Genomic DNA, 21195 nt, shown 5'->3' on the forward strand with positions numbered 1-21195 from the left:
CCTTGCGCTAGGCGCAAGGAAGGGGGCCTTCATGTACTTCAGGCGACCAGACCAGAGCGGGCGCCGGAACGCAGGGGTCCGGAGGGGGCTAGCCCCGCCCACGACCATCCTGCCCAGGGCGCCGCCGCCGCAGGTATCGCTCGAACTCGGCCGCGATCTTGTCCCCGCTCACGTCGTCCAGCGTGAACTCGGTTTCCGCGTCACCGCGCTCCTCGAGTCCCCGGACGTACTCGGTGATCTCTTCGTCCTCCTCGGCCATCTCGGTGACCGTCCGCTGCCACTCCTCGGCCTGCTCGGGCAGGGCGCCGAGGGGGATCTCGACGTCGAGGACGTCTTCGAGCTTGTGCAGCAGCGCGAGGGTGGCCTTGGGCGACGGCGGATGCGACACGTAATGCGGCACGGCCGCCCAGATCGACACCGCCGGGACGCCGGCTTGCACGCAGTAGTCCTGCAAGACGCCCACTATTCCGGTCGGGCCTTGGTAGTTGTTCAGTTCCAGGCCGAACTGCGACGCGGTGTCCTTGTCGTACGCCGTCCCGGTGACCGGGACGGGCCGCGTGTGCGCGGTGTCGGCCAGCAGGGCGCCCAGTGTGACGACGGTGGCGACGTCCAGCTGCTGGATGTGCTCCAGCAGTTCGGCGCAGAAGGCGCGCCAGCGCATATTCGGTTCGGGACCCTGTACCAGCACGACATCCCGGTTGAGGCCTTCCGGGCGGCAGACGGACAGGTGCGTGGTCGGCCAGTCGACCCTTCGGGTGACGCCGTCCACCATGCGTACGGTCGGTCTGCTCACCTGGAAGTCGTAGTACTCGTCCGGACTCAGCTCGGCCAGCGGTGTCGCATCCCAGTTGAGCTGGAGATGCTCGACGGCCCGGCTGGCCGCGTCACCTGCGTCGTTCCAGCCTTCGAAGGCCACCACCATCAGCGGTTTGGTGTCATCCGGGCGGTCGCGGCCGGGCCGCTGGGTCTCGTCGACGGGCTCACTCACCGGACCAGCCTACGACCAGGCGGCCCTGCGCTGTTGGGCATGTCCGATCGGCTTTCGTCACGCTTGCTCTACACGCTGTAGTCACGCGGCCCGGCTCCGGCGGATTCCGCTGGCCAACGGGCTGTGACGAGACCCTCGGCTTCACCCGTCCGGACGCCGTCGAACTCGGCTACCGTGAAGCTGTACTTCGACACCTGACCGCGAAGGGGGAGCCGTGAGCGCACCGTCCACACTGGACGGACTCGCCGCCGTGCTGTGGGATATGGACGGCACGCTGGTCGACTCGGAGAAGCTGTGGGACGTCGCACTCTACGAGGCCGTCGAAACCCTCGGCGGCACGCTGACCGAGGAGCAGCGCCTCAGCCTTGTCGGGTCCAATATGGACGACACGGCCGCGTTCCTCCTGGAAGTGTGCGCCAAGCCCGTCACTCCTGAATCGGTCGCGGAGATGGGGGACTGGATCCGCAAGCGCACGGCCAACCTCTTCGACGACGCGCTCCCGTGGCGTCCCGGCGCCCAGGAGTTGCTGGAGCTGCTGCGTGCCGAGGGCGTGCCGATGGCGCTGGTCACCTCCACCGAGCGGTCGCTGACCGAACTCGCGCTCAACACCATCGGCCGCGAGTACTTCGCCGCCACCGTCTGCGGTGACGAGGTCGATGGTCTGAACAAGCCGGATGCGAAGCCGTACCGGCTGGCGGCGGAGTTGCTGGGAGTCCCCGCTTCCCGGTGCGTGGCGATCGAGGATTCCCCGCCGGGCGCGGCTTCCGCGGCCGCGGCGGGTTGCACGGTGCTGGTGATCCCGAACGACGTCGAGGTCCAGCCGGGGGAGCGACGGGTGTTCCGCTCGTCGCTGGCCGGGCTCGACGTGCCGGGGCTGACCGCGCTCCTGCCCTGACCGCCATGTCGCGTTTCCGCTAGACCCCGGCCTCGCGCTCGGTGATGCTGGCTGGGTGCATGAGGATTTCGAGCGTTGCGTCCGTGCGGTCCAGGCGAAGGACGACCGTTTCGACGGCTGGTTCTTCACCGCCGTCACGACGACGCGGATCTACTGCCGGGCCAGCTGCCCGGTCGTCCCGCCCAAACCGGAGAACATGACGTTCTATCCGAGTGCGGCGGCCGCCCAGGAGGCCGGTTTCCGTGCCTGCAAACGGTGCCGCCCGGACGCGAGCCCCGGTTCACCGCAGTGGAACGAACGGGCGGATCTGGTGGCAAGGGCGATGCGGCTGATCGCCGACGGCGTCGTCGACACCGGCGGGGTGAGCGGCCTGGCGGCGCGGCTCGGCTACAGCGTCCGCCAGGTCGAACGGCATGTCCGCGCCGAACTCGGCGCGGGTCCGCTCAGCCTCGCCAGGGCACAGCGCGCGCAGACGGCGCGCCTGCTGATCGAGACGACCGGCCTGTCGATGATCGACGTGGCGCTGGCCGCCGGATTCGGCAGCGTCCGGACCTTCAATGACACCGTCCGCGAGGTCTTCGCGCTGTCCCCGACCGAGCTACGGGCCCGCGTCCGCACCACCCCGGCCGCCGCGCCAGGGACGCTGTCGCTGCGCCTGCCGTACCGGAAACCGCTGTTTCCGGACAACCTGTTCGGGCACCTCGTCGCCACCGGCGTCCCCGGTGTCGAGGAGTGGCGCGACGGCGCCTACCGCCGCACGCTGCGGCTCCCGCACGGCCCCGCCGTCGTCGCGCTCAAACCCGAAGAAGGTTTCATCGGCTGCCGGCTCACGCTCTCGGATCTGCGGGACCTCTCGACCGCGATCAGCCGCTGCCGCCGCCTGCTCGACCTCGACGCCGACCCGGTCGCCGTCGACGATCTGCTGGCCACGGATCCGATGCTCGCGCCGATGGTGGCCGCCGCACCCGGCCGCCGTGTTCCCCGGACCGTCGACGGCGACGAATTCGCCGTCCGCGCGGTGCTGGGGCAGCAGGTGTCGACCGCTGCCGCCCGCACCCACGCGGCCAGGCTGGTCGTCGCGCACGGCGACCCGGTCGATGATCCGGAAGGCGGACTTACGCATGTCTTCCCGGACGCGGAGGCGCTCGCGGAACTCGACCCGGAAAGCCTCGCGATGCCACAGAGCCGCAAGCGGACGCTGCTCGGGCTCATCGCCGAACTGACCGGCGGCGACCTCGACCTCGGGGCCGGCAGTGATTGGCTGCGTGCCCGCGAGCGGCTGAACGCGCTTCCCGGTTTCGGGCCGTGGACCGTCGAGAGCATCGCGATGCGCTCACTTGGTGACCCGGATGCGTTCCTACCGACCGATCTCGGCGTCAAGATCGCCGCGAAGGAGTACGGGCTGAGCCCGTCCGCGCTGATCGAACAAGGCGAACGCTGGCGCCCGTGGCGGGCGTACGCCGTCCAACACCTCTGGGCGACCGGGGACCACCCGATCAACAAACTGCCCGCCGCCTGAGTCTTCGAGGAGCACCATGCGCACGCACACCGTCATCGACAGCCCGTACGGCACGCTGACCCTGGTCGCGGACGGCGAGCGCCTCTGCGGCCTGTACATGGTCCAGCAGCGACACCGCCCGGGCGAGCAGACCTTCGGCCACCCGGACCCGGGCGCGGCGATCTTCGTGGAGACCGAGAAGCAGCTGAAGGAGTACTTCGCCGGTCAGCGCAAGGACTTCGATCTCCCGCTGAGCTTCGGTGGCACCGAGTTCCAGCGGATGGTCTGGGAAGGCCTCTGCGAGATCCCGTATGGCGAGACGGTCTCCTACGGTCGGCTCGCCGACCGGCTCGGACGGCCGACGGCCTCGCGGGCGGTCGGTCTCGCCAACGGGAAGAACCCGATGGGCATCATCGTGCCTTGCCATCGCGTCGTCGGCTCGAACGGCGATCTCACCGGCTACGGCGGTGGTATCGAACGGAAGCGGCAGCTGCTCGACTTCGAGCGGGAGGGCGCCACCCTGTTCTGACGTGTGACGCCGGTGTCACCACAGCGGCCCGGGGCAGCGCGGTCGCGGCGCGGATGGAAGGATCTCCAGACTGTGAAGACCTTCGATGAGCTGTTCGCCGAGCTTGCCGACCGCGCGGTCACGCGCCCGGACGGTTCCGGCACCGTCGCCGCGCTGGACGCGGGAACGCACGCGCAGGGCAAGAAGGTGCTCGAAGAAGCGGGCGAGGTGTGGATCGCCGCCGAGCACGAATCCGACGACAGGCTCGCGGAGGAGATTTCACAGCTGCTGTACCGGGTGCAGGTGCTCATGCTCGGCCGTGGACTGTCGACAGAGGACGTGTACCGGTACCTGTGACGCGTTCGCGTCCGGAGAACCAAGGAGAAGCAATGCTGCGTGTAGCCGTGCCGAACAAGGGAGCCCTCGCCGCCGCCGCGTCGGAGATGCTCGGCGAGGCCGGCTACCGCAAGCGACATGAGGCTCGCGATCTGACCGTGCTCGACACGGTCAACGAGGTCGAGTTCTTCTTCCTGCGTCCCAAGGACATCGCGATCTACGTCGGGTCCGGCGAACTGGACCTCGGCATCACCGGACGCGACCTCGCGCTCGATTCCGGGGCCCCGGTCGAGGAGATCCTCGGTCTCGGTTTCGGCGGTTCCACCTTCCGGTACGCCGCACCGGGGGGCCGGGACTGGAAAGCCGAAGACCTGCAGGGCAAGCGGCTCGCGACGTCGTACCCGCGGCTGGTCAGGGAGAACCTGAAGCAGCACGGGGTCGAGGCCGAGGTCATCCGCTTGGACGGCGCCGTCGAGATCTCGATCCAGCTCGGCGTGGCCGACGCCATCGCGGACGTCGTCGAATCCGGCCGTTCGCTGCGCCAGCACAACCTTGTGGCGTTCGGTGACCCGATTTGCGTGTCCGAAGCGGTGCTGCTGCAGCGGTCCGGTTCGGAGCACACCCGACCCAAGGACCAGCTGAAGGCGCGGCTGCAGGGCGTCGTGTTCGCCCAGCACTACATGATGCTGGACTACGACTGCCCGCGCACGCTGCTGGAGGCGGCCATCGCGATCACGCCGGGCCTCGAATCGCCAACTGTCGCGCCGCTCGCGCACGAGGACTGGGTGGCGGTGCGGGCGATGGTGCCGCGCAAGGAGGTCAACCGGATCATGGACGAACTGGCCGAGACCGGCGCGAAGGCCGTTTTGGCTTCGGACATCCGGGCCTGCCGGCTGTAGCTCCAGATGCCATGAACGGCCCGTTGCTCGCGCATTTCGCAAGTAACGGGCCGTTCATGGCACGCGCTACCGGGGCCGGTTCGGCTTCTTCGGCATGAGGTCGTAGAGCTTCTTGCGCACGCCGTTGTCGTTGGCGCTGCGTGCCATGGACACCTCGCTGATGAAGTCCTCGAAGACGAAATCCTCGTCCGCGGGCACGATCGCCGGTGCCGGGTGGTTCGTCAGATATCCGTCCAGCGTCCCCGCGATCTCCCGGAACGACAGCGCCTGCAGGGTTTCCGGCGCGTACGTCGTCACCGGGACGCCGTGCGCGGCGGCTTCGTTCATCACCACGCCCAGCGGGACATGCGAAAGCATCGGGATCCCGAACGTGTACAGCTCCTGCAGTGCCGCCGCCGCGTAGTGCGAGATCGGGCGGCGGTAGAGCCCCGGTACGAGACCGTAGTAGGCGATCGGCGGACGGCCGACGGTCTGTTCGACGTAACGCACCTGGTCCGAAAGCAGGCGCAGGGCCCGGATGCTCGTCCGGTCCGGCTGCACCGGCACGAGGATTCCGTGCGACGCGGCGAGCGCGTTGTTGGTCAGGACGTCGAGGGCGGGCGGGCAGTCGATGATGACGTGGTCGTAGTTCGCGAACTGGATGACCCTGGCCAGCTGCCAGCCCGGCACGCGGAACTGGTCCAGTCGCCGGATCAAGTCGAACATGCCCGGAGACGTCGGGATCACGTCGAACGCGCCACCCCGGCCGAGGTTGCTGCGCGGATGCCGCACGGCCAGTTCCCCGATCGGGCCCTTCCACACCTTGGTCAGGGCTTTCGCCAGGCTGGGCTGATGCGGGGGCACCTCGTCCAAACCGAGGAGCTCGGTGGTCGCGTGCCCCTGTGGGTCGAGGTCGATCAGCAGCACCCGGCGGCCGCGTTCGGCCAATGCGGCCGCCGCGCCCACGCTGAGTGAGGTCTTGCCGACCCCGCCTTTCTGGTTGACCACCGAGGTGATCTGCATGCCGAAGCGCTCCCTGCGTCTGTTGTTCCGGGAAGGCTATTGGAAACACGCCGAGAATGCGCGTCTATCAGCCAGCCTGTCGCGGCCGCACCAGCAGAGCCTGCGCTCCCGAGGCGATCGGACCGGACGCGTCGTGCAGGGTGGTCGTCGCCGTGCCGATGCCGTTCGGGCCGACCAGGGTGGCCGCGTCGACGCCGATCCAGTCGCTCAGCGGCGGCCGCCGGAGGTGCACTGTCAGCTCCGAATTGATGAACCACCACTCGCGCGGGTCGAGGAAGTTCGAGATCCCGTTGCCGGAGTCCGCCAGTACGAAGAGCCGTTGCAACGCGCTCGGCTTCTCGCCGTCGACGAGGGCGACACGCTGACGTCCCCAGACCTTCGAGGGACCGGGTTCGTCCAGCGCGCCCTCGATCCGCCGCCATTCGACGGCGTCCACGTACCCGCCGTGCCAGCTTTCCGGCCAGCTCGACGTCGGCAGGCCGTCCGGCGAGGGCAGGGCGGGACCTTCGGGGGTCGCCACCGAAGTGGTGTCCGAAGTCGCGATCCGCCACGCGGACGCCCTCGCCACGACACGCTCGCCGTGCGCGAGCTCGGCCTGCAGCCACTCGACCGACCGGCCAGGCCGTTCCACCCACGCCCGTACCGAGAGTTCCTTCAGCGGAGCGGGGCCGAGGATCTCGATCGTCACCCGCGCGAGCTGGCTCGCGTGCGGCGCGTCGACCTCTTCGAGCACGCGGACCAGCAACGCCGACGGCGGCCCGAAATGCTGGGCGTCCGGAGTCCAAGGACCCGCGGTGTGTTCGGTCGGAACGAACTTGCCGTCACCTGACGGGACGTAAAAGGCTTCTGTCACACCGCACACTCTAATCCGCACGGTCCAAAACGGACTCTTCACCGGGGTCCGGCTCCGGCCAGCCGGGGTAGGGCGGGGGAGTCCCGCCGTACTGCGGGCAGAGCGCCTGGTGGTCGCACCACGCGCACAGTTTGCTCGGATTGGGCCGGAAATCGCCGGTCTTGCCCGCCTTGAGAATCGCTTGCCAGATGGCCTCCAGTGTGCGCTCGAACCGGATCAGCTCGCCCTCGTCGGGTGTGTACGCCAATGACTGGCCATCGGTGAGGTACATCAGTTTCAGCTGGCGCGGCACCACACCGCGCAGCCGCCACAGGACCACGGCGTAGAACTTCATCTGGAACATCGCCTTGGCCTCGCCGATCTCGCGTGGCGCGGCACCGGTCTTGTAGTCGACGACGCGGATCTCACCGGTCGGCGCGACGTCCAGCCTGTCGACGTAACCCCGCAGCAGCACGCCGGAGCCCAGTTCGATCTCGACGTGCAGTTCACACGCCTCGGGTTCCAGACGGCGCGGGTCTTCCAGTCCGAAGTAGGTGTCGACGAGTTGCTCGGCCGAAGAGAGCCACGAGGTGACGGCCTCGGGATCGTCCTGATCGAACAGCTCGATCCATTCCGGCCGCTCCCCGGACAGCACCTCCCACGCCGGCGCGAGCAGTTCCTTGGCCTGCGGGGGCGTGCGATCAGCCTGCGGAAGGGAGAACAGGCGCTCCAGCACGGAGTGCACCAGCGTGCCGCGCAGCTGGGCCTTGGTCGGGATCTCGGGCAGTCTGTCGACCGCGCGGAAGCGGTAAAGCAGCGGGCACTGCTTGAAGTCGCTGGCACGCGACGGGGACAGGGCCGGCCGACGGCGCGGGACTGGGGCGCCGGGCGGCGGATCGGCGGTGACCGTGTCGGTGTCGGGCATGCAGGGAGGGTAGCGCCGGGTACCGACAGTTCTGGGACCGCGACGCACCGGAGTGGCATGACCGACACCACTCGGACGGGAAGGGCGGGTTACCGGCACCCCACACCTGGGCATCTACGCTCTGACACATGGCGGTGACGGGTGGGCAGAGCCCGCCTCGACGAGGCGTGGCACCGGAGGGTGGGCTCCTGCTGTTCCGCGTCTCCGGGATCCCCGTTCTGCTGGCCCCGTCCTGGTGGATCGGCTCGCTGATCATCGTCGTGCTCTACACCCCGCTGGTCGGACGGCTCCTGCCCGGCGCGAGCACGGTGACCTCGTGGCTGCTGGCCGCCGCGTTCGCGGTACTGCTGGGGCTTTCGGTGCTGGCGCACGAGCTCGGGCACTGCCTGGTGGCGTTACGCCTTGGCATCCCGGTCCGGCGGCTGCGCCTGTTCCTCCTCGGTGGCCTTTCCGAGGTCGCCAGGCAGCCACGGCAGCCTCGGCAGGAAGGGCTCGTCGCCGCGGCGGGGCCGGTGGTTTCGTTGATGCTCGGCGTTTTCTGCGGGCTGCTCATGTTCGCCGTCCCGTCGGACGGCGCGGTGTGGCTGCTCATCGCCGAATGCGCCGTCGCGAACTTCGCCGTCGGGATCTTCAACCTCCTGCCCGGACTCCCGCTCGACGGCGGCAGGCTGGTGCGTGCCGGGGTCTGGGCGGTCACCGGACGCCGGGAGAAGGGCACGCGCGCCGCCGTCGTGGGTGGCGGCGTCGTCGCGGCCGGACTGGTCATCTGGGCCCTGTGGGGATTGGCCGCCGGCAGCGAGGACCGCTGGTTGCGGCTGGGTGTTTGCGTCGTGACAGCGTGGTTCGTGATTCTCGGCGCGCGAAGCGAACTCGCCGCCGAAACGCGCCGTGGCTGGCCTGAAGGCGTCGAGCTGAGCGAGCTCGTCCGGCCGGTTCTCCAGCTCCCCGCGGAAAGCCCCGTCTCGGACGCGCTGGCCGCTTCGGCTGGCCGCGGAGTGGTACTGGTGCGTGCCGACGGCGTGGCGGCCGGGCTGCTCGACGAGACCGCCGCCGCGCAACTGGCCGGGACGTCGCCGCACGCGCCCGCGGAGATGGCCGCGGAGCCGATCCGCGCCGACACCGTGCTGCTCTCCTCCGAGTCCGGCGAGGAGATCGCCGAGCGGGTCCGGGAAACCGCCGCGTGGCAGTTCCTGGTCGTGGACGACGAAGGCAGGCCCGCCGGGGTACTCCGGCGCGAAGACCTGCGCGCCGCGATGACCCGCAGCCGACCCCCGGCGTAGCGCGGTACGGCCACCTGCGAGGATCGGGCGTCCCGTCCGAGGCATTCTTTCCCGCCGAGGACGCATGGGCTCAGTGTGTTCGCGCGTATGGAGGTTCAGTGTCGGTCCGTGGGCCGTTTCGTATTGGTGACCGGGTTCAGCTGACCGACTCCAAAGGGCGGCACTACACCATGGTGCTCGCCGAGGGACAGGAGTATCACACCCATCGCGGCGCGCTGGCGCACGACGACGTGATCGGGTCGCAGGAGGGTTCGGTCGTCACTTCGGCGGGCGGCAGCCACTATCTGGCGCTGCGCCCGCTGCTGCCGGACTACGTGCTGTCGATGCCGCGCGGTGCGCAGGTGATCTACCCGAAGGACGCCGCGCAGATCGTCATGTGGGGCGACATCTACCCGGGGGCGCGGGTGCTCGAAGCGGGTGCCGGTTCCGGGGCGCTGACCTGCTCGCTGCTGCGGGCCGTCGGCTCGGAAGGCACCGTGCGGTCCTACGAGATCCGGGACGACCACGCCGAGCACGCCGAGCGGAACGTCGAGAAGTTCTTCGGCGGCAAGCCGGACAACTGGTCGCTGACGGTCGCGGATCTGTCGACGCACACCGGCGAGGTCGACCGCGTGGTGCTCGACATGCTGGCGCCGTGGGACCAGCTCGAGAATGTCGCCGCGCATCTGGTGCCAGGCGGCGTCCTCACCGTCTATGTGGCGACGGTCACACAGCTTTCGCGGATCACCGAAGCCTTGCGGGATCAGCAGTGCTGGACCGAGCCGGAGTCATTCGAGACCCTCATGCGGCCCTGGCACGTCGTGAGTCTCGCCGTGCGGCCGGATCACCGGATGGTCGCGCACACCGCCTTCCTTCTGACGGCGCGCCGTCTTGCCGACGGGACGGTTTCGCCGCGAGTGCACCGCCGTTCCGGAAAAGGATAAAACGGGCAAAGTGTCATGAGGGGTCCCCATCAGACGAAATTCGTCCTATGGGGACCCCTCATGACACGCCCGGGCTCACATCACGGAACGCACCATTTTCCGTCACGTTTCTTGAGCGGGAACGGGGTGTCCTTCTGCCCGCCCGCGCCCTCGACGTGAACGGTGACCGTGGCCGTGTCGCCGCCGACCGACGGCGGGTCCGGGACGGTCGCGGTCACCTTGCCCGCGGCCTCCCATTTCCGTTTCAGCGCGGCCAGATCGGCCGACGACTGCTGGACGCAGGTGAGCTTGCCGAACGCCGTCGCGTCGTGGTTCACGATGGCGGCGGCGATGGCCTTGCCGACGACCTCGACCGCGGCGACGTCCGGATCCACCGGAACCGGACGGGAGGAACTCGGCCACAGCGGGGGTGCGGTGGTGCCCGGCGCGGCCGGGTCGGAGCCGGAGGGGGCCACCAGCAACAGCCCCACCACAACACCCACCACGACCGCGCCGCAGCCTGCCAGTACGGCGATCAGCCTGCTGGACACGGGTTCCGTGTCAGCCCTTGCCGCCGGTGAAGCACCAGAGGTCGGATTCCTTCTTGAAGTTCAGGTTGCCCGCGTCGGTCTTGCTGCCCTGGGTGACCTTCGCCGGCTGCTTCGCGGTGTCCCCGGTGACCTGCAGATCCCCGGTCGCCTCCATCTTGATGTCCTTGGCGATGGGGACCTCGTCCTTGGTGTTCACGCTGCGGCAGGCCGACTGCGCGACCGTCTTGCCGTCGCCGGCGTTGTAAGCGGCGATGACGGCCCGCGCCAATTCCTGAGGAGTGGCCTTGCCAAGCGGGGCCGGGCCGGAGCCCTTACTCGCCGAGGTGCTTGGCGAGCTGGACTTGCTCCTGGTCGAGGACGTGGACGACTTGGGCGCCGACGAAGAAGCGGAGCCGGTCGGAGCCGCGCTGCTGGAACTGGCAGGCGGTGCGGCGGTCTTGTCGTCGTCGCCGGAGTTCAGCGCGATGATGAGACCGGTGGCACCACCGATCAGCACGACGGCGCCGACCACGATGCCGATGATCAGGCCCGTCTTCTTTTTCTTCGGCGGCTCACCGTAGCCGCCTTCCTGCGGGTAGGCGTTGTAGCCGCCCTGCTGCTGGCCGTACGGATCCGGCTGGCCGAACTGCTGCGTGCCGCCGGGATATCCCTGCTGGGGCTGGGGGCCGCTCTGCGGATGTCCGCCCTGCTGGCCGTAGGGGTCCTGGCCGTACTGGCCAGGCTGCTGGCCGTACTGGCCGCCACCGGGGTAGCCCTGCTGCGGCTGGGGGCCGCTCTGCGGGTACCCGCCCTGCTGGCCGTACGGGTCCTGCCCGTAGCCGCCGGGCTGCTGCGGCGGGTAAGTCATGACTGGTGCCCCCTAGCTGTTCTGCGGAAATGCTCAATATGAGCTGCCGGACGGACTCCCCGGCGAACGTCGCCCGATGCTAGCCATCGAGCCGGATCGCCGCTCGATTAGGGCCGAACTGATACCGGGAACCCGTTTGCACCCGGTCGGCGCCGGGTATTCCTTCGCAGGTCAGGACAGGTGGACGGAATGTGACCAGTCGAGTGCCGGACCCGGCACCGGGATGGCCCCTTGCGCGGCGGGAACGTACGTGCTGTCAGGTCATCCGGAACGCGACGCGCCGATCTTGTGATGCGGAAAGGCCTTTTCTTGTCGGTGATCGCCGGTACCGTGGAATGAAAAGCACTCCGAGGAGGTGCCCAATGCATCATGACCTTCCCGGAGGTCGGCGCGAGGAGGCCGACCCTTCAGAAACGACCGGAGCTGGAACCACGTCCGAAGAGCAGGCACGACAGATTCGCTTCCTCGACGAGGAAGTGGCCCTGCTGCGACGGAAGCTCACCGATTCGCCACGCCAGAACCGAGTGCTGGAGCAGCGGCTCGCCGAGGCGTCGGAACGCGTGAGCCAACTCACCGAACGCAACACGAAGCTGGTCGAGACGCTCCGAGAGGCGCGTGGCCAGTTGTTGGCGTTGCGAGAGGAGGTCGACAGGCTGGCCCAACCTCCGAGCGGTTACGGCGTGTTCGTGACCGCTTACGAGGACAACACGGTGGACGTGTTCACCGCGGGCCGCAAAATGCGGGTATCGGTCTCACCCGCGGTCGAAGTCTCGTCCCTGCAGCGCGGACAGGCGTTGCGGCTCAACGAGGCACTGACCGTTGTCGAAGGCGGTGACTTCGAGAAGATCGGCGAGGTCTGCGCGCTGCGCGAGGTGCTGGCCCCGGACGTCGAGGGCGGCAGCCCCCGTGCGCTCGTGGTCGGTCACGCGGACGAGGAGCGGGTCGTCCTGCTCTCCGACCCGCTGGCCGAACAGCCCCTCAAACCGGGCGATTCCCTGCTGGTCGACTCGAAAGCCGGCTACGCCTACGAGCGCGTGCCGAAGGCGGAGGTCGAGGATCTCGTGCTGGAGGAGGTGCCCGACGTCCAATACGAGGACATCGGTGGCCTCACCCGGCAGATCGAGCAGATCCGCGACGCCGTCGAGCTTCCGTTCCTGCACGCGGATCTCTACCAGGAGTACCAGTTGCGCCCGCCAAAGGGCGTGCTGCTCTACGGGCCTCCTGGCTGCGGTAAGACCCTCATCGCCAAGGCAGTGGCCAACTCGCTCGCCAAGAAGGTCGCGGCAGCCCGCGGCGACAAGGCGGACGGGAAGTCCTACTTCCTGAACATCAAGGGTCCGGAGCTGTTGAACAAGTTCGTCGGGGAGACCGAGCGGCATATCCGCCTGATCTTCCAGCGGGCCAGGGAAAAGGCCTCCGAAGGCACCCCGGTGATCGTGTTCTTCGACGAGATGGACTCGATCTTCCGCACCCGCGGTTCGGGCGTGTCCTCCGACGTGGAGACCACGATCGTCCCGCAGTTGCTCTCAGAGATCGACGGTGTCGAGGGCCTGGAGAACGTCATCGTCATCGGCGCCTCCAACCGTGAAGACATGATCGACCCGGCGATCCTGCGGCCGGGCCGGCTCGACGTCAAGATCAAGATCGAGCGTCCGGACGCCGAAGGCGCGAAGGACATCTTCTCCAAGTACTTGTCCGACGGACTGCCGATCCACGCCGACGATCTCGAAGAGTTCGGCGGGGACCGCAGGGCGACGTTCGACGCGATGATCCAGCACACGGTCGAGCGGATGTACGAGGAGACGGACGAGAACCGGTTCCTCGAGGTCACCTACGCCAACGGTGACAAGGAAGTCCTGTACTTCCGTGACTTCAACTCGGGCGCGATGATTCAGAACATCGTGGACCGGGCGAAGAAGTCGGCCATCAAGTCGGTGCTGGAGACCAAGCAGCCCGGCCTGCGCGTGCAGCATCTGCTGGACGCGATCGTCGACGAGTTCGCGGAGAACGAGGACCTGCCCAACACCACCAACCCGGACGACTGGGCCCGGATCTCCGGCAAGAAGGGCGAGCGGATCGTCTACATCCGCACGCTCGTCACCGGCAAGAACCAGGATTCGGGGCGGGCGATAGACACCGCCACGAACACCGGTCAGTACCTGTAGAGCGAGCCGAAGGGCCTTTCACCGCATGCCATGCGGTGAAAGGCCCCTTCGTCGTGTCTCAGGAGGGGACGGTGTCCTTCAGTCCCTGGACCGGAGCGGGCTTCTTGCGCGGGTCCAGGCGACCGTGCGCGGCCAAGATCCCCAATACGACGAGCAGCGCGCCGACGGGCTGGTTCCACGCCAGTGGTTCGTCGAGGACCAGGACGCCGAGCAGCACACCGACGACGGGTGTGAGGTAGGTCACCGCCGACGCGTTCGAAGCGCCCCACGCGGCGATGATCGCGGCGTTCCAGGCGTAGGCGAGACCGGTGCCCAGTGTCCCGAGAGCGATCATGCTGAGGACGATCGGCGTGTCCAGGCGCACCGGCGACGTCGCGATGAACGGCGCGAGCAGCAGCATCACCATGGCTCCGCAGCAGACCTGCCCGAGCGCGATGGTCGGCGCGTCGAGGTTCCGCCAGGAGATGAACCGCCGGACGTAGACGAACGAGATCCCGTAACAAGTCGTCGCGCCGAGGCACGCCAGCTGCGCGGTCAGTTCGTGGGAGACGTCGACCCCCTGCCAGACCCCGACGATGGTGAGCACGCCGAGAAAACCGAGGATCAGTCCGGTCGTCCGGGCCTTCGTGAACCGTTCGGACGGCAGGGCCGCGGCCGCGATGAGCATGGTGATCAGGGGAGTCGTCGCGTTGAAAATGCTGGCGAGACCGGAGGAGATGTACTGCTCGGCCCACGAGAACAGCAGGAACGGGATCACGCACAGCAGTACCGACACGACGGCGAGATGGCCCCAGAGCGCCGGATCGCGGGGGAGTGGCTTGCGCCGCCAGGCGGCGATGACGATCAACGCCACCGCGCCGAGGCAGATCCGGGCGAGCGCGACCTGTGCGGGCGAAAGCCCGGTCAGGCCGACTTTGATGAACAGAAAACTAGCGCCCCACACGATCGCGAGTGCCGCGAACCGGATGGCGATCCCAAAACGTCCCACTTGTCCTTCTCTCGAGTCCCACACTCTCCCGAGGGTCAGTCAAACGGGAATCCACTGTGTACTCCAGCGGTTTTCCGACGATGTGTCCGACACCTCCAGTACGGGCGGCGCACGGGGAGCGAAACGCCGGTGTGACGGTCACGGCAGGCGAGCGTATAACGCCCTATACTGTGGTGTTGTGAGCGAATCCTCCGGGCGTCCGCGTGCGCCGATCACCGAAGCCGATGTCCTGGCCTGGCTGGAAACGACGGCCGCTGCCGTCCAGGCGGGGGAAGTGAGCGCCCCCGAACTCATCGAGTTGCTGGGGGAGTTGCGGCGTGCTTCCGCGGCCTGTGCCGACGCGTCCGACTGGGCGCTGCTCGCCGCGAGGGAAGAGGGGGCGAGTCTCCGCCAGATCGCGCCGGTCTTCGGCAAAGGTTACGTTCGGGCACCGGCGGCCCGCCTCGAAAAGCTCCATCGGCAGGCGCAGAACTCGAGCCAATGGCTCGCGATCCTCCGTCACAAGCTTGTATAACGACCTATACGGCGAGGCTGAAAGGAGAAGCATGCGGTGACAAATTCGGAAATCCGCACGGATGAGCGGATCGCCGTCGGCCTCGCGGCACTCGGAAGGCCTGCGTACATCAACCTCGGCCGGGTGGACGCACTGCCGCCTGGACGCGACTTCGAGGCGATGCGCGCGGCGACCTACGACGTGCTGGACGACGCGTACCGTGCCGGTGTCCGCTGGATCGACGTCGCCCGATCGTATGGTTCCTCGGAAGAGTTCCTCGCCGGCTGGCTCGCCGACCGAGCCCATCCGGACGTGACGGTGTCGAGCAAATGGGGCTATCGCTACGTCGGGGAGTGGAAACTTGACGCCGAGGTGCACGAGGTCAAGGAGCACACCGCCGCGCGGTTCGCCGAGCAGTGGGCGGAAACCGTTGGCCTGCTGGGAAAAGCGGTCTCGCTCTACCAGGTCCACTCGCTCACCGTGGACAGTCCGTTGTTCACCGACGAACGGCTCATCGAAGCACTGGCAGGCCTCGCCGCCGAAGGTGTACCGGTGGGATTTTCGACGTCAGGGCCCGCTCAGGCCGACGCCATCCGCCGGGCGTTCGCCCTCGAAGTGGCCGGGACGCCGGTCTTCAGTGCCGTGCAGTCGACGTGGAACCTGCTCGAACCCTCAGCAGGCCCGGCGCTCGCGGAGGCGCACGCGGCCGGGAAACGCGTGCTGGTCAAGGAAACGGTCGCGAATGGGCGCCTGGTGGTCGAGCCGCCCGCCGCGCTCGCGCGGATCGCGCGGGAACACGAGGTGGGCCCGGACGCGGTCGCGATCGCGGCGGTACTGGCGCGGGACTGGCGGCCGGTTGCCGTCATCGGCCCGTCGAGTACCGGGCAGCTGGCGGAGAATCTCCTTGCCACCAAGGCGAAGCTGACCGGTGACGAACTCGGCGAGCTGGCCGCGCTCGCCGAAGAACCGGTCGCCTACTGGCGGCACAGGTCCTGCCTCGGCTGGCACTGACAGGCTGGACTAGTCTCGCGGCAAACATCGGGGCGGGACACCGGGGAGGCTTGAGGGTGCGTCATCGGCAGGTGCTCGCGGTGGCGACGGTCGCGCTGTTCGGTTTGTCCGGCTGTGCGGACCGGCCCAACGACCTCGACACCTATTACGACGACCCGGCGCCGACGCCCACAGCCGAGCCCGTCCAGCCTTCGGTGAAGCCGCAAGCCGCGCCGGTGCCGCCGCCGACGTCGACCTCCGCACCGGTCTCCGCCGCCGTTTCCTCGGCGTTGCTGACCGACGAGGACGTCGCCGAGGAAGAAGTCGTCTCGGGCGAGAGCAAGGTGTCCGGCTGCCTGACCGGCCTCACCCGTGGCACGAGCCGTTCGGCGACCTGGTCGTACCCGAGTGGTTCGACACTGGAGCACCAGGTCACCGAGTACACCGACCGCGACGCGGCGGATGTCGTCGCCCAGGCCGACTGTGCGGGCAAGAATCTCACGCTGGCGAAGCAGTCCGGCATCGAAACGCAGCGCGCGTGGTGCGAAGGCACGACGTGCACGGTGCTGCTCGCCAAGGGAACGCTCGTTTCCGCGCTCAGCGTCACCGCCGGGACCGCGGCGCGGGCGACCGACGCGGCGAAGCGGCTGCTGCCGGTCGTGGCGCAGCGCCTGCGTTCGGCTTGACCGGCCCCGTCGTGAGTGGCAAGTCGTGTTCCATTGAGGGGTAAGTCAACCGTGTTGTGGTGCCTGGGCCCGCTGTGACCGCAGGGTTCGCGAGATCCGCCTCTGAGCACGCGAGTTCCGTCTTTAAGCACGAGAGATCCGTCTTTAAGCACGCGAGTGCGCTGCCCGCGTTCGGCTCAACGGGCGGTTTCCCGTCGGAACCACTCCAGCGCACCGAGACGTCCGTCCGGAACGAACGGGCTCTCCGGATCGTCGAGCCACGAACGCAGGTCCTCCAACGTCATCCACCGACCTTCGACCACTTCGGACGGCTGATGGACGAAAGGTCCGTCCCATCGCGCCTCGAAGGCGAAGTTGTGGCAGCGGATCGTGCCCACGTCATAGACATGGGTGAAAAGCGGCCGCAGTTCCACTCCGTGAACACCCAGTTCTTCACTCAGTTCGCGGCGCGCGCAGTCTTCCGGGGTCTCGCCCGCCGCGACCACGCCGCCCGCCCAGCAGTCCCATGTGGAGGGATAGACGTCCTTCGTGGGGGTGCGCAGGTGCACGTAGACGGAGTTTCCGTCACCCGAACGGACCAAGACCACGCCCGCGGCGTGCCATAGTCCCTCGGCGCGGACCCTGGCGCGCGTACCCGCCCCGACGACGCTCCCGCCGAGGTCATAGAGCGCAACGAGTTCGTCACTGCCTGACATGGGGGGCATCGTCGCACGCCCCCGACCCCGTAGGGTGGTGGGTATGCGGCGGATCATGGGAACCGAAGTCGAGTACGGCATCGCGGTGCCGGGCGACGCGACGGCGAACCCGGTACTCACCTCGACCCAGGTCGTGCTCGCTTACGCGGCCGCGGCGGACATCCCGCGAGCCAGGCGGGCACGGTGGGACTACGAGGTGGAGTCGCCCCTGCGCGACGCGCGCGGGTTCGACCTGACGGGGCCGAGTGGCCCTGGGCACGACCCGGACGTCGAGGACCTCGGCGCGGCGAACGTGATCCTGACCAACGGTGCGCGGCTGTACGTCGACCACGCGCATCCGGAGTACTCGGCGCCCGAGGTGACGAACGCGCGCGACGCGGTCATCTGGGACAAGGCGGGCGAGCGGGTGATGGAGGAGGCGGCGCGCAAGGCCGCCACCGTCCCCGGTCAGCCGCCGTTGCAGCTCTACAAGAACAACGTCGACGGCAAGGGCGCGAGCTACGGCACGCACGAGAACTACCTGATGCAGCGGTCGACACCGTTCACCGCGGTGATCGCCGGGCTGACGCCGTTCTTCGCGTCGCGGCAGGTGATGACCGGATCGGGCCGGGTCGGCGTCGGTCAGCAGAGTGAGGAAGCGGGCTTCCAGCTCTCGCAGCGCTCGGACTACATCGAGGTCGAGGTCGGCCTGGAGACCACGCTCAAACGCGGGATCATCAACACCCGCGACGAGCCGCACGCCGACGCGGACAAGTACCGGCGGCTGCACGTCATCATCGGTGACGCGAACCTGGCCGAGTACTCGACGTACCTCAAGGTCGGGACGACGGCGCTGGTGCTGGACCTGATCGAGGCGGGTATCCGGTTCGACGAGCTGAAGCTGGACGAGCCGGTGCGGGCGGTGCACCAGATCAGCCACGACCCGACGCTGAAGGCGCAAGTGTCGCTGGCGAACGGGCGGAAGTACACCGGGCTGGACCTGCAGTTCGCCTACCACGAGATCGCGTCGGCGAATCTGGAGCGCATCGGCGCGGACGAGGCTTCCAAGGAGGTCCTGCGGGTCTGGGGCGAGATCCTGGACGCGCTGGCGCGGGACCCCCAGGAATGCGCGGACAGGCTGGACTGGCCGGCGAAGCTGCGGTTGCTCGAGGGCTACCGCGCGCGCGACCAGCTGTCCTGGGGTGCGCCGCGGCTGCGGCTGGTCGACCTGCAGTACTCGGATGTCCGGTTGGACAAGGGCCTGTACAACAGGCTCGTCACCAGGGGCTCGATGAAGCGCCTGGTGACCGAGGAGGAGGTGCTGGAGGCGGTCACGACGCCGCCTTCGGACACCAGGGCCTATTTCCGGGGCCGGACGTTGGAGAAGTACGCGAGCTCCATCGCCGCGGCGTCGTGGGATTCGGTCATCTTCGACGTCGGCAGGGAATCGCTGGTGCGGATCCCGACGTTGGAGCCGTTGCGGGGCACGAAGGCCCACGTGGGGAAGTTGCTGGACGACTCCGCGACAGCCGAGGAGCTGGTGGAAGCCCTCACCGGTTCGGACTAGCGGGAATTCCTTTCCTCAGGGTTAAGCGATCACGGATCCCACGGAATGTCGGGACCGCTGGGTAGGCTAGGAACATCAGCCACACCGGGAGGCGAGATGGCTCAGGAAAAGATCGAAAAGCACGGCGGAGGCGACTCGGACGAAGAGTTCGAGGACGGCGGTCCGGCGGGCCAGGAGCGACGCGAGAAGCTCGGTGAGGACGTCGACACGATCCTCGACGAGATCGACGACGTGCTCGAGGAGAACGCCGAGGACTTCGTCCGCGCCTATGTGCAAAAGGGCGGCGAGTAGTTCGTCTTCCGGCGGCCGGATGCGGCCGCCCGCGCAGAGCCGGCGGATCACACAGATGGGAACTTTGAGCACGTATGGAACACACCTCGGGTAAGTCGGCGCTGCCCGCCGCGTACTTCACGTCGGGGACCTCGTCGTTCTCGGACTTCCTCCGGGCGCAGGCGCCTGAGCTGCTTCCGGAACGGCGCGTCGCGGCCGGGGCGGCCGGGCTCGACGCACCGCACGGGACGACGATCGTCGCGGTCAAGTTCGCCGGCGGGGTGCTGATCGCCGGTGACCGGCGGGCGACGTCGGGCAACTTGATCGCTTCGCGCGACATGGAGAAGGTGCACCTCACCGACGAGTATTCGGCCGTGGGCATCGCGGGCTCGGCCGGGCTGGCGATCGAGATGGTGCGGCTGTACGCGGTCGAACTGGCGCACTACGAGAAGATCGAGGGCGTTTCGCTCTCGCTCGACGGCAAGACGAACAAACTCGCCGGGCTGGTGAAGTCCAACCTCGAGATGGCGATGGCCGGGCTGGCCGTGCTGCCGCTGTTCGTCGGGTACGACCTCGACGCGGAGGACGCGAAACACGCGGGCCGGATCGTGTCGTACGACGCGACGGGCGGGCGGTACGAGGAGAACGCCGGGTACCACGCGATCGGCTCGGGTTCGTTGTTCGCGAAGGGCTCGCTGAAGAAGCTGCACGATCCGGACGGGGACGCCGAAGCCGCGATCCGGGTGGCGGTCGAGGCGCTGTACGACGCGGCGGACGATGACACCGCGACCGGCGGGCCGGATCTCGTGCGCCGGATCTTCCCGACGATCGTGACGATCACCGCGGAGCAGGGTGCGGTGGCGGTACCGCAGGAGCAGACGACCGCGGTGGCCGAGGCGATCGTCGCCGCACGTGCCGAGCGCGGGCGCTAGCCGTCTCCCCAGTCCCTTTCCGATGAGAGCCAGAAAGAGCCCAGAAAGAGCGGAGCACCACAGTGACGATGCCGTTGTACGCCTCTCCCGAGCAGCTGATGCGGGAGCGTTCCGAGATCGCGCGCAAGGGCATCGCGCGTGGCCGGAGCGTGGTCGTGCTCAAGTACCGCGGTGGCGTGCTGTTCGTGGCCGAGAACCCCTCGGCCACGTTGCACAAGGTGTCGGAGATCTACGACCGGATCGGTTTCGCGGCCGTGGGCCGCTACAGCGAGTTCGAGAATCTGCGGGTCGCCGGGATCCGGCACGCTGACCTGAAGGGTTACCAGTACGACCGGCGGGACGTCAGCGCGCGTGCGCTGGCGAACGCCTACGCCGCGTCGCTGGGCAGTATCTTCACCGAGCAGCTGAAGCCGTTCGAGGTGGAGATCTGTGTCGCCGAAGTCGGCGCGACCGCGGCCGAGGACCAGCTGTACCGGTTGACCTACGACGGTTCGATCTTCGACGAGCCGAAGTTCGTCGTGATGGGCGGTCAGGCCGACACGCTGACCACGAAGCTGAAGGACAGCTACGAGCCGGACCTGGAGCTGGAAGTGGCACTCGGCGTCGCGGTGAAGGCGTTGCGCGCCAACACCCCGACCCCCACGAACGGCGACTCGGACCCGGTGAAGCTCGAAGTCGCCGTCCTGGAACGGGATCGGCGCGGCCGCAAGTTCCGGCGGGTCGCCGGAGCGGCGCTGGACGCGTTGCTGCCGCCCGAGCCGGAGGAGTCCGAGGAGGACGAGGCCGACAAGGCCGAAGGTGACTCCAAGAAGGACTGACGTTTCGTAGTGGAGGCCTGATTCCCACTCGCGACCAAGCCGACGCTGGCGCTGAGTGCCGAAACGCGAAAGTACGGGAAGGCCCCCTTCCTTGCGCTAGGCGCAAGGAAGGGGGCCTTCCCGTACTGAAACGAAGCCGTCCGGTGCGG

23 protein-coding genes are annotated in these 21195 nt (G+C 68.3%); 15 read left to right on the forward strand and 8 right to left on the reverse strand.

Going from position 1 to position 21195, the window contains the following annotated elements; translation table 11 throughout:
- Positions 1-88: 88 nt before the first annotated feature.
- Positions 89-988 (reverse strand): PAC2 family protein, encoded by a 900-nt coding sequence (locus tag AB0M65_RS31100; RefSeq protein WP_364035488.1) that lies wholly within the window; start codon positions 986-988, stop codon positions 89-91.
- A 214-nt stretch (positions 989-1202) separates the two neighbouring features.
- Between AB0M65_RS31100 and AB0M65_RS31105 the strand changes: the two genes are divergently transcribed.
- The 5 genes from AB0M65_RS31105 (at position 1203) to hisG (ending at position 5124) form a co-directional block, all read left to right on the forward strand.
- The gene (locus AB0M65_RS31105) at positions 1203-1883 is read left to right on the forward strand and encodes an HAD family phosphatase (protein ID WP_364035491.1); all 681 of its coding nucleotides are present in this window, start codon (positions 1203-1205) and stop codon (positions 1881-1883) included.
- Positions 1884-1938: 55 nt separating this feature from the next.
- Positions 1939-3402 (forward strand): AlkA N-terminal domain-containing protein, encoded by a 1464-nt coding sequence (locus tag AB0M65_RS31110; RefSeq protein WP_364035494.1) that lies wholly within the window; start codon positions 1939-1941, stop codon positions 3400-3402.
- Positions 3403-3418: 16 nt separating this feature from the next.
- Positions 3419-3910 carry a methylated-DNA--[protein]-cysteine S-methyltransferase gene (locus tag AB0M65_RS31115; protein WP_364035497.1) on the forward strand — a complete coding sequence of 164 codons (492 nt, stop codon included), beginning with the start codon at positions 3419-3421 and terminating at the stop codon, positions 3908-3910.
- Between the two features lie 72 nt (positions 3911-3982).
- Positions 3983-4246: a phosphoribosyl-ATP diphosphatase gene (locus AB0M65_RS31120; RefSeq protein ID WP_181772287.1), complete on the forward strand. Its 264-nt coding sequence runs from the start codon at positions 3983-3985 to the stop codon at positions 4244-4246.
- Between the two features lie 32 nt (positions 4247-4278).
- On the forward strand, positions 4279-5124 hold the full coding sequence (gene hisG / locus AB0M65_RS31125; RefSeq protein ID WP_364035500.1) for an ATP phosphoribosyltransferase: 846 nt from the start codon (positions 4279-4281) through the stop codon (positions 5122-5124).
- Positions 5125-5190: 66 nt separating this feature from the next.
- On the opposite strand, the gene AB0M65_RS31130 is transcribed toward hisG, so the two are convergent.
- The 3 genes from AB0M65_RS31130 to AB0M65_RS31140 form a co-directional block, all read right to left on the reverse strand.
- Positions 5191-6126: a ParA family protein gene (locus tag AB0M65_RS31130; RefSeq protein WP_364035503.1), complete on the reverse strand. Its 936-nt coding sequence runs from the start codon at positions 6124-6126 to the stop codon at positions 5191-5193.
- Between the two features lie 67 nt (positions 6127-6193).
- On the reverse strand, positions 6194-6979 hold the full coding sequence (locus AB0M65_RS31135; protein WP_364035506.1) for a thioesterase family protein: 786 nt from the start codon (positions 6977-6979) through the stop codon (positions 6194-6196).
- A 10-nt stretch (positions 6980-6989) separates the two neighbouring features.
- Complete coding sequence (locus AB0M65_RS31140; protein ID WP_364035509.1) at positions 6990-7883, reverse strand: RecB family exonuclease; 894 nt, start codon at positions 7881-7883, stop codon at positions 6990-6992.
- Positions 7884-8011: 128 nt separating this feature from the next.
- Here AB0M65_RS31140 and AB0M65_RS31145 point away from each other — a divergent pair, with 128 nt between their 5' ends.
- Together AB0M65_RS31145 and AB0M65_RS31150 are read left to right on the forward strand one after the other, a co-directional pair.
- Positions 8012-9163: a site-2 protease family protein gene (locus AB0M65_RS31145; protein ID WP_364035512.1), complete on the forward strand. Its 1152-nt coding sequence runs from the start codon at positions 8012-8014 to the stop codon at positions 9161-9163.
- Between the two features lie 98 nt (positions 9164-9261).
- Positions 9262-10086 (forward strand): tRNA (adenine-N1)-methyltransferase, encoded by an 825-nt coding sequence (locus AB0M65_RS31150; RefSeq protein WP_364035515.1) that lies wholly within the window; start codon positions 9262-9264, stop codon positions 10084-10086.
- A gap of 80 nt (positions 10087-10166) precedes the next feature.
- Here the strand turns inward: AB0M65_RS31150 and AB0M65_RS31155 are convergent, their stop codons facing one another.
- Together AB0M65_RS31155 and AB0M65_RS31160 are read right to left on the reverse strand one after the other, a co-directional pair.
- Positions 10167-10616, reverse strand: coding sequence for a hypothetical protein (locus AB0M65_RS31155; RefSeq protein ID WP_364035518.1), 450 nt, complete (start codon positions 10614-10616; stop codon positions 10167-10169).
- 10 nt (positions 10617-10626) lie between these two features.
- Positions 10627-11463 (reverse strand): hypothetical protein, encoded by an 837-nt coding sequence (locus tag AB0M65_RS31160; RefSeq protein WP_364035521.1) that lies wholly within the window; start codon positions 11461-11463, stop codon positions 10627-10629.
- Positions 11464-11825: 362 nt separating this feature from the next.
- Between AB0M65_RS31160 and arc the strand changes: the two genes are divergently transcribed.
- The gene (gene arc / locus AB0M65_RS31165) at positions 11826-13628 is read left to right on the forward strand and encodes a proteasome ATPase (RefSeq protein ID WP_364035524.1); all 1803 of its coding nucleotides are present in this window, start codon (positions 11826-11828) and stop codon (positions 13626-13628) included.
- A 58-nt stretch (positions 13629-13686) separates the two neighbouring features.
- Here the strand turns inward: arc and AB0M65_RS31170 are convergent, their stop codons facing one another.
- Positions 13687-14616: a DMT family transporter gene (locus AB0M65_RS31170; protein WP_364035527.1), complete on the reverse strand. Its 930-nt coding sequence runs from the start codon at positions 14614-14616 to the stop codon at positions 13687-13689.
- Between the two features lie 178 nt (positions 14617-14794).
- On the opposite strand from AB0M65_RS31170, the gene AB0M65_RS31175 reads away from it, so the two are divergent.
- Genes AB0M65_RS31175 through AB0M65_RS31185 form a run of 3 tightly spaced genes read left to right on the forward strand, consistent with a single transcriptional unit; the run spans position 14795 to position 16785 of the window.
- Positions 14795-15130 (forward strand): hypothetical protein, encoded by a 336-nt coding sequence (locus tag AB0M65_RS31175; RefSeq protein ID WP_364035530.1) that lies wholly within the window; start codon positions 14795-14797, stop codon positions 15128-15130.
- A gap of 36 nt (positions 15131-15166) precedes the next feature.
- Positions 15167-16120: an aldo/keto reductase gene (locus AB0M65_RS31180; protein ID WP_364035533.1), complete on the forward strand. Its 954-nt coding sequence runs from the start codon at positions 15167-15169 to the stop codon at positions 16118-16120.
- 56 nt (positions 16121-16176) lie between these two features.
- On the forward strand, positions 16177-16785 hold the full coding sequence (locus AB0M65_RS31185) for a hypothetical protein (protein WP_364035536.1): 609 nt from the start codon (positions 16177-16179) through the stop codon (positions 16783-16785).
- Between the two features lie 176 nt (positions 16786-16961).
- Here the strand turns inward: AB0M65_RS31185 and AB0M65_RS31190 are convergent, their stop codons facing one another.
- Complete coding sequence (locus AB0M65_RS31190; protein WP_364035539.1) at positions 16962-17480, reverse strand: NUDIX domain-containing protein; 519 nt, start codon at positions 17478-17480, stop codon at positions 16962-16964.
- A 43-nt stretch (positions 17481-17523) separates the two neighbouring features.
- Between AB0M65_RS31190 and dop the strand changes: the two genes are divergently transcribed.
- The 4 genes from dop (at position 17524) to prcA (ending at position 21046) form a co-directional block, all read left to right on the forward strand.
- On the forward strand, positions 17524-19026 hold the full coding sequence (gene dop / locus AB0M65_RS31195; RefSeq protein WP_364035542.1) for a depupylase/deamidase Dop: 1503 nt from the start codon (positions 17524-17526) through the stop codon (positions 19024-19026).
- A gap of 96 nt (positions 19027-19122) precedes the next feature.
- Complete coding sequence (locus tag AB0M65_RS31200; RefSeq protein ID WP_037319666.1) at positions 19123-19317, forward strand: ubiquitin-like protein Pup; 195 nt, start codon at positions 19123-19125, stop codon at positions 19315-19317.
- 74 nt (positions 19318-19391) lie between these two features.
- Positions 19392-20228, forward strand: coding sequence for a proteasome subunit beta (prcB, locus tag AB0M65_RS31205; protein ID WP_364035546.1), 837 nt, complete (start codon positions 19392-19394; stop codon positions 20226-20228).
- Between the two features lie 62 nt (positions 20229-20290).
- The gene (gene prcA / locus AB0M65_RS31210; RefSeq protein ID WP_364035549.1) at positions 20291-21046 is read left to right on the forward strand and encodes a proteasome subunit alpha; all 756 of its coding nucleotides are present in this window, start codon (positions 20291-20293) and stop codon (positions 21044-21046) included.
- Positions 21047-21195 lie beyond the last annotated feature (149 nt).

The organism is Amycolatopsis sp. NPDC051071, assembly GCF_040682875.1.
GTDB lineage: Bacteria > Actinomycetota > Actinomycetes > Mycobacteriales > Pseudonocardiaceae > Amycolatopsis.

What these genes read in the sequence shown, in the direction of transcription:
- AB0M65_RS31115 (WP_364035497.1), top strand. Translation starts at nt 3,419, where the DNA reads ATGCGCACGCACACCGTCATCGACAGCCCGTACGGCACGCTGACCCTG.
- hisG (WP_364035500.1), top strand. Translation starts at nt 4,279, where the DNA reads ATGCTGCGTGTAGCCGTGCCGAACAAGGGAGCCCTCGCCGCCGCCGCG.
- AB0M65_RS31130 (WP_364035503.1), bottom strand. Translation starts at nt 6,126, where the DNA reads ATGCAGATCACCTCGGTGGTCAACCAGAAAGGCGGGGTCGGCAAGACC.
- AB0M65_RS31140 (WP_364035509.1), bottom strand. Translation starts at nt 7,883, where the DNA reads ATGCCCGACACCGACACGGTCACCGCCGATCCGCCGCCCGGCGCCCCA.
- AB0M65_RS31145 (WP_364035512.1), top strand. Translation starts at nt 8,012, where the DNA reads ATGGCGGTGACGGGTGGGCAGAGCCCGCCTCGACGAGGCGTGGCACCG.
- AB0M65_RS31160 (WP_364035521.1), bottom strand. Translation starts at nt 11,463, where the DNA reads ATGACTTACCCGCCGCAGCAGCCCGGCGGCTACGGGCAGGACCCGTAC.
- arc (WP_364035524.1), top strand. Translation starts at nt 11,826, where the DNA reads ATGCATCATGACCTTCCCGGAGGTCGGCGCGAGGAGGCCGACCCTTCA.
- AB0M65_RS31190 (WP_364035539.1), bottom strand. Translation starts at nt 17,480, where the DNA reads ATGTCAGGCAGTGACGAACTCGTTGCGCTCTATGACCTCGGCGGGAGC.
- dop (WP_364035542.1), top strand. Translation starts at nt 17,524, where the DNA reads ATGCGGCGGATCATGGGAACCGAAGTCGAGTACGGCATCGCGGTGCCG.
- AB0M65_RS31200 (WP_037319666.1), top strand. Translation starts at nt 19,123, where the DNA reads ATGGCTCAGGAAAAGATCGAAAAGCACGGCGGAGGCGACTCGGACGAA.
- prcB (WP_364035546.1), top strand. Translation starts at nt 19,392, where the DNA reads ATGGAACACACCTCGGGTAAGTCGGCGCTGCCCGCCGCGTACTTCACG.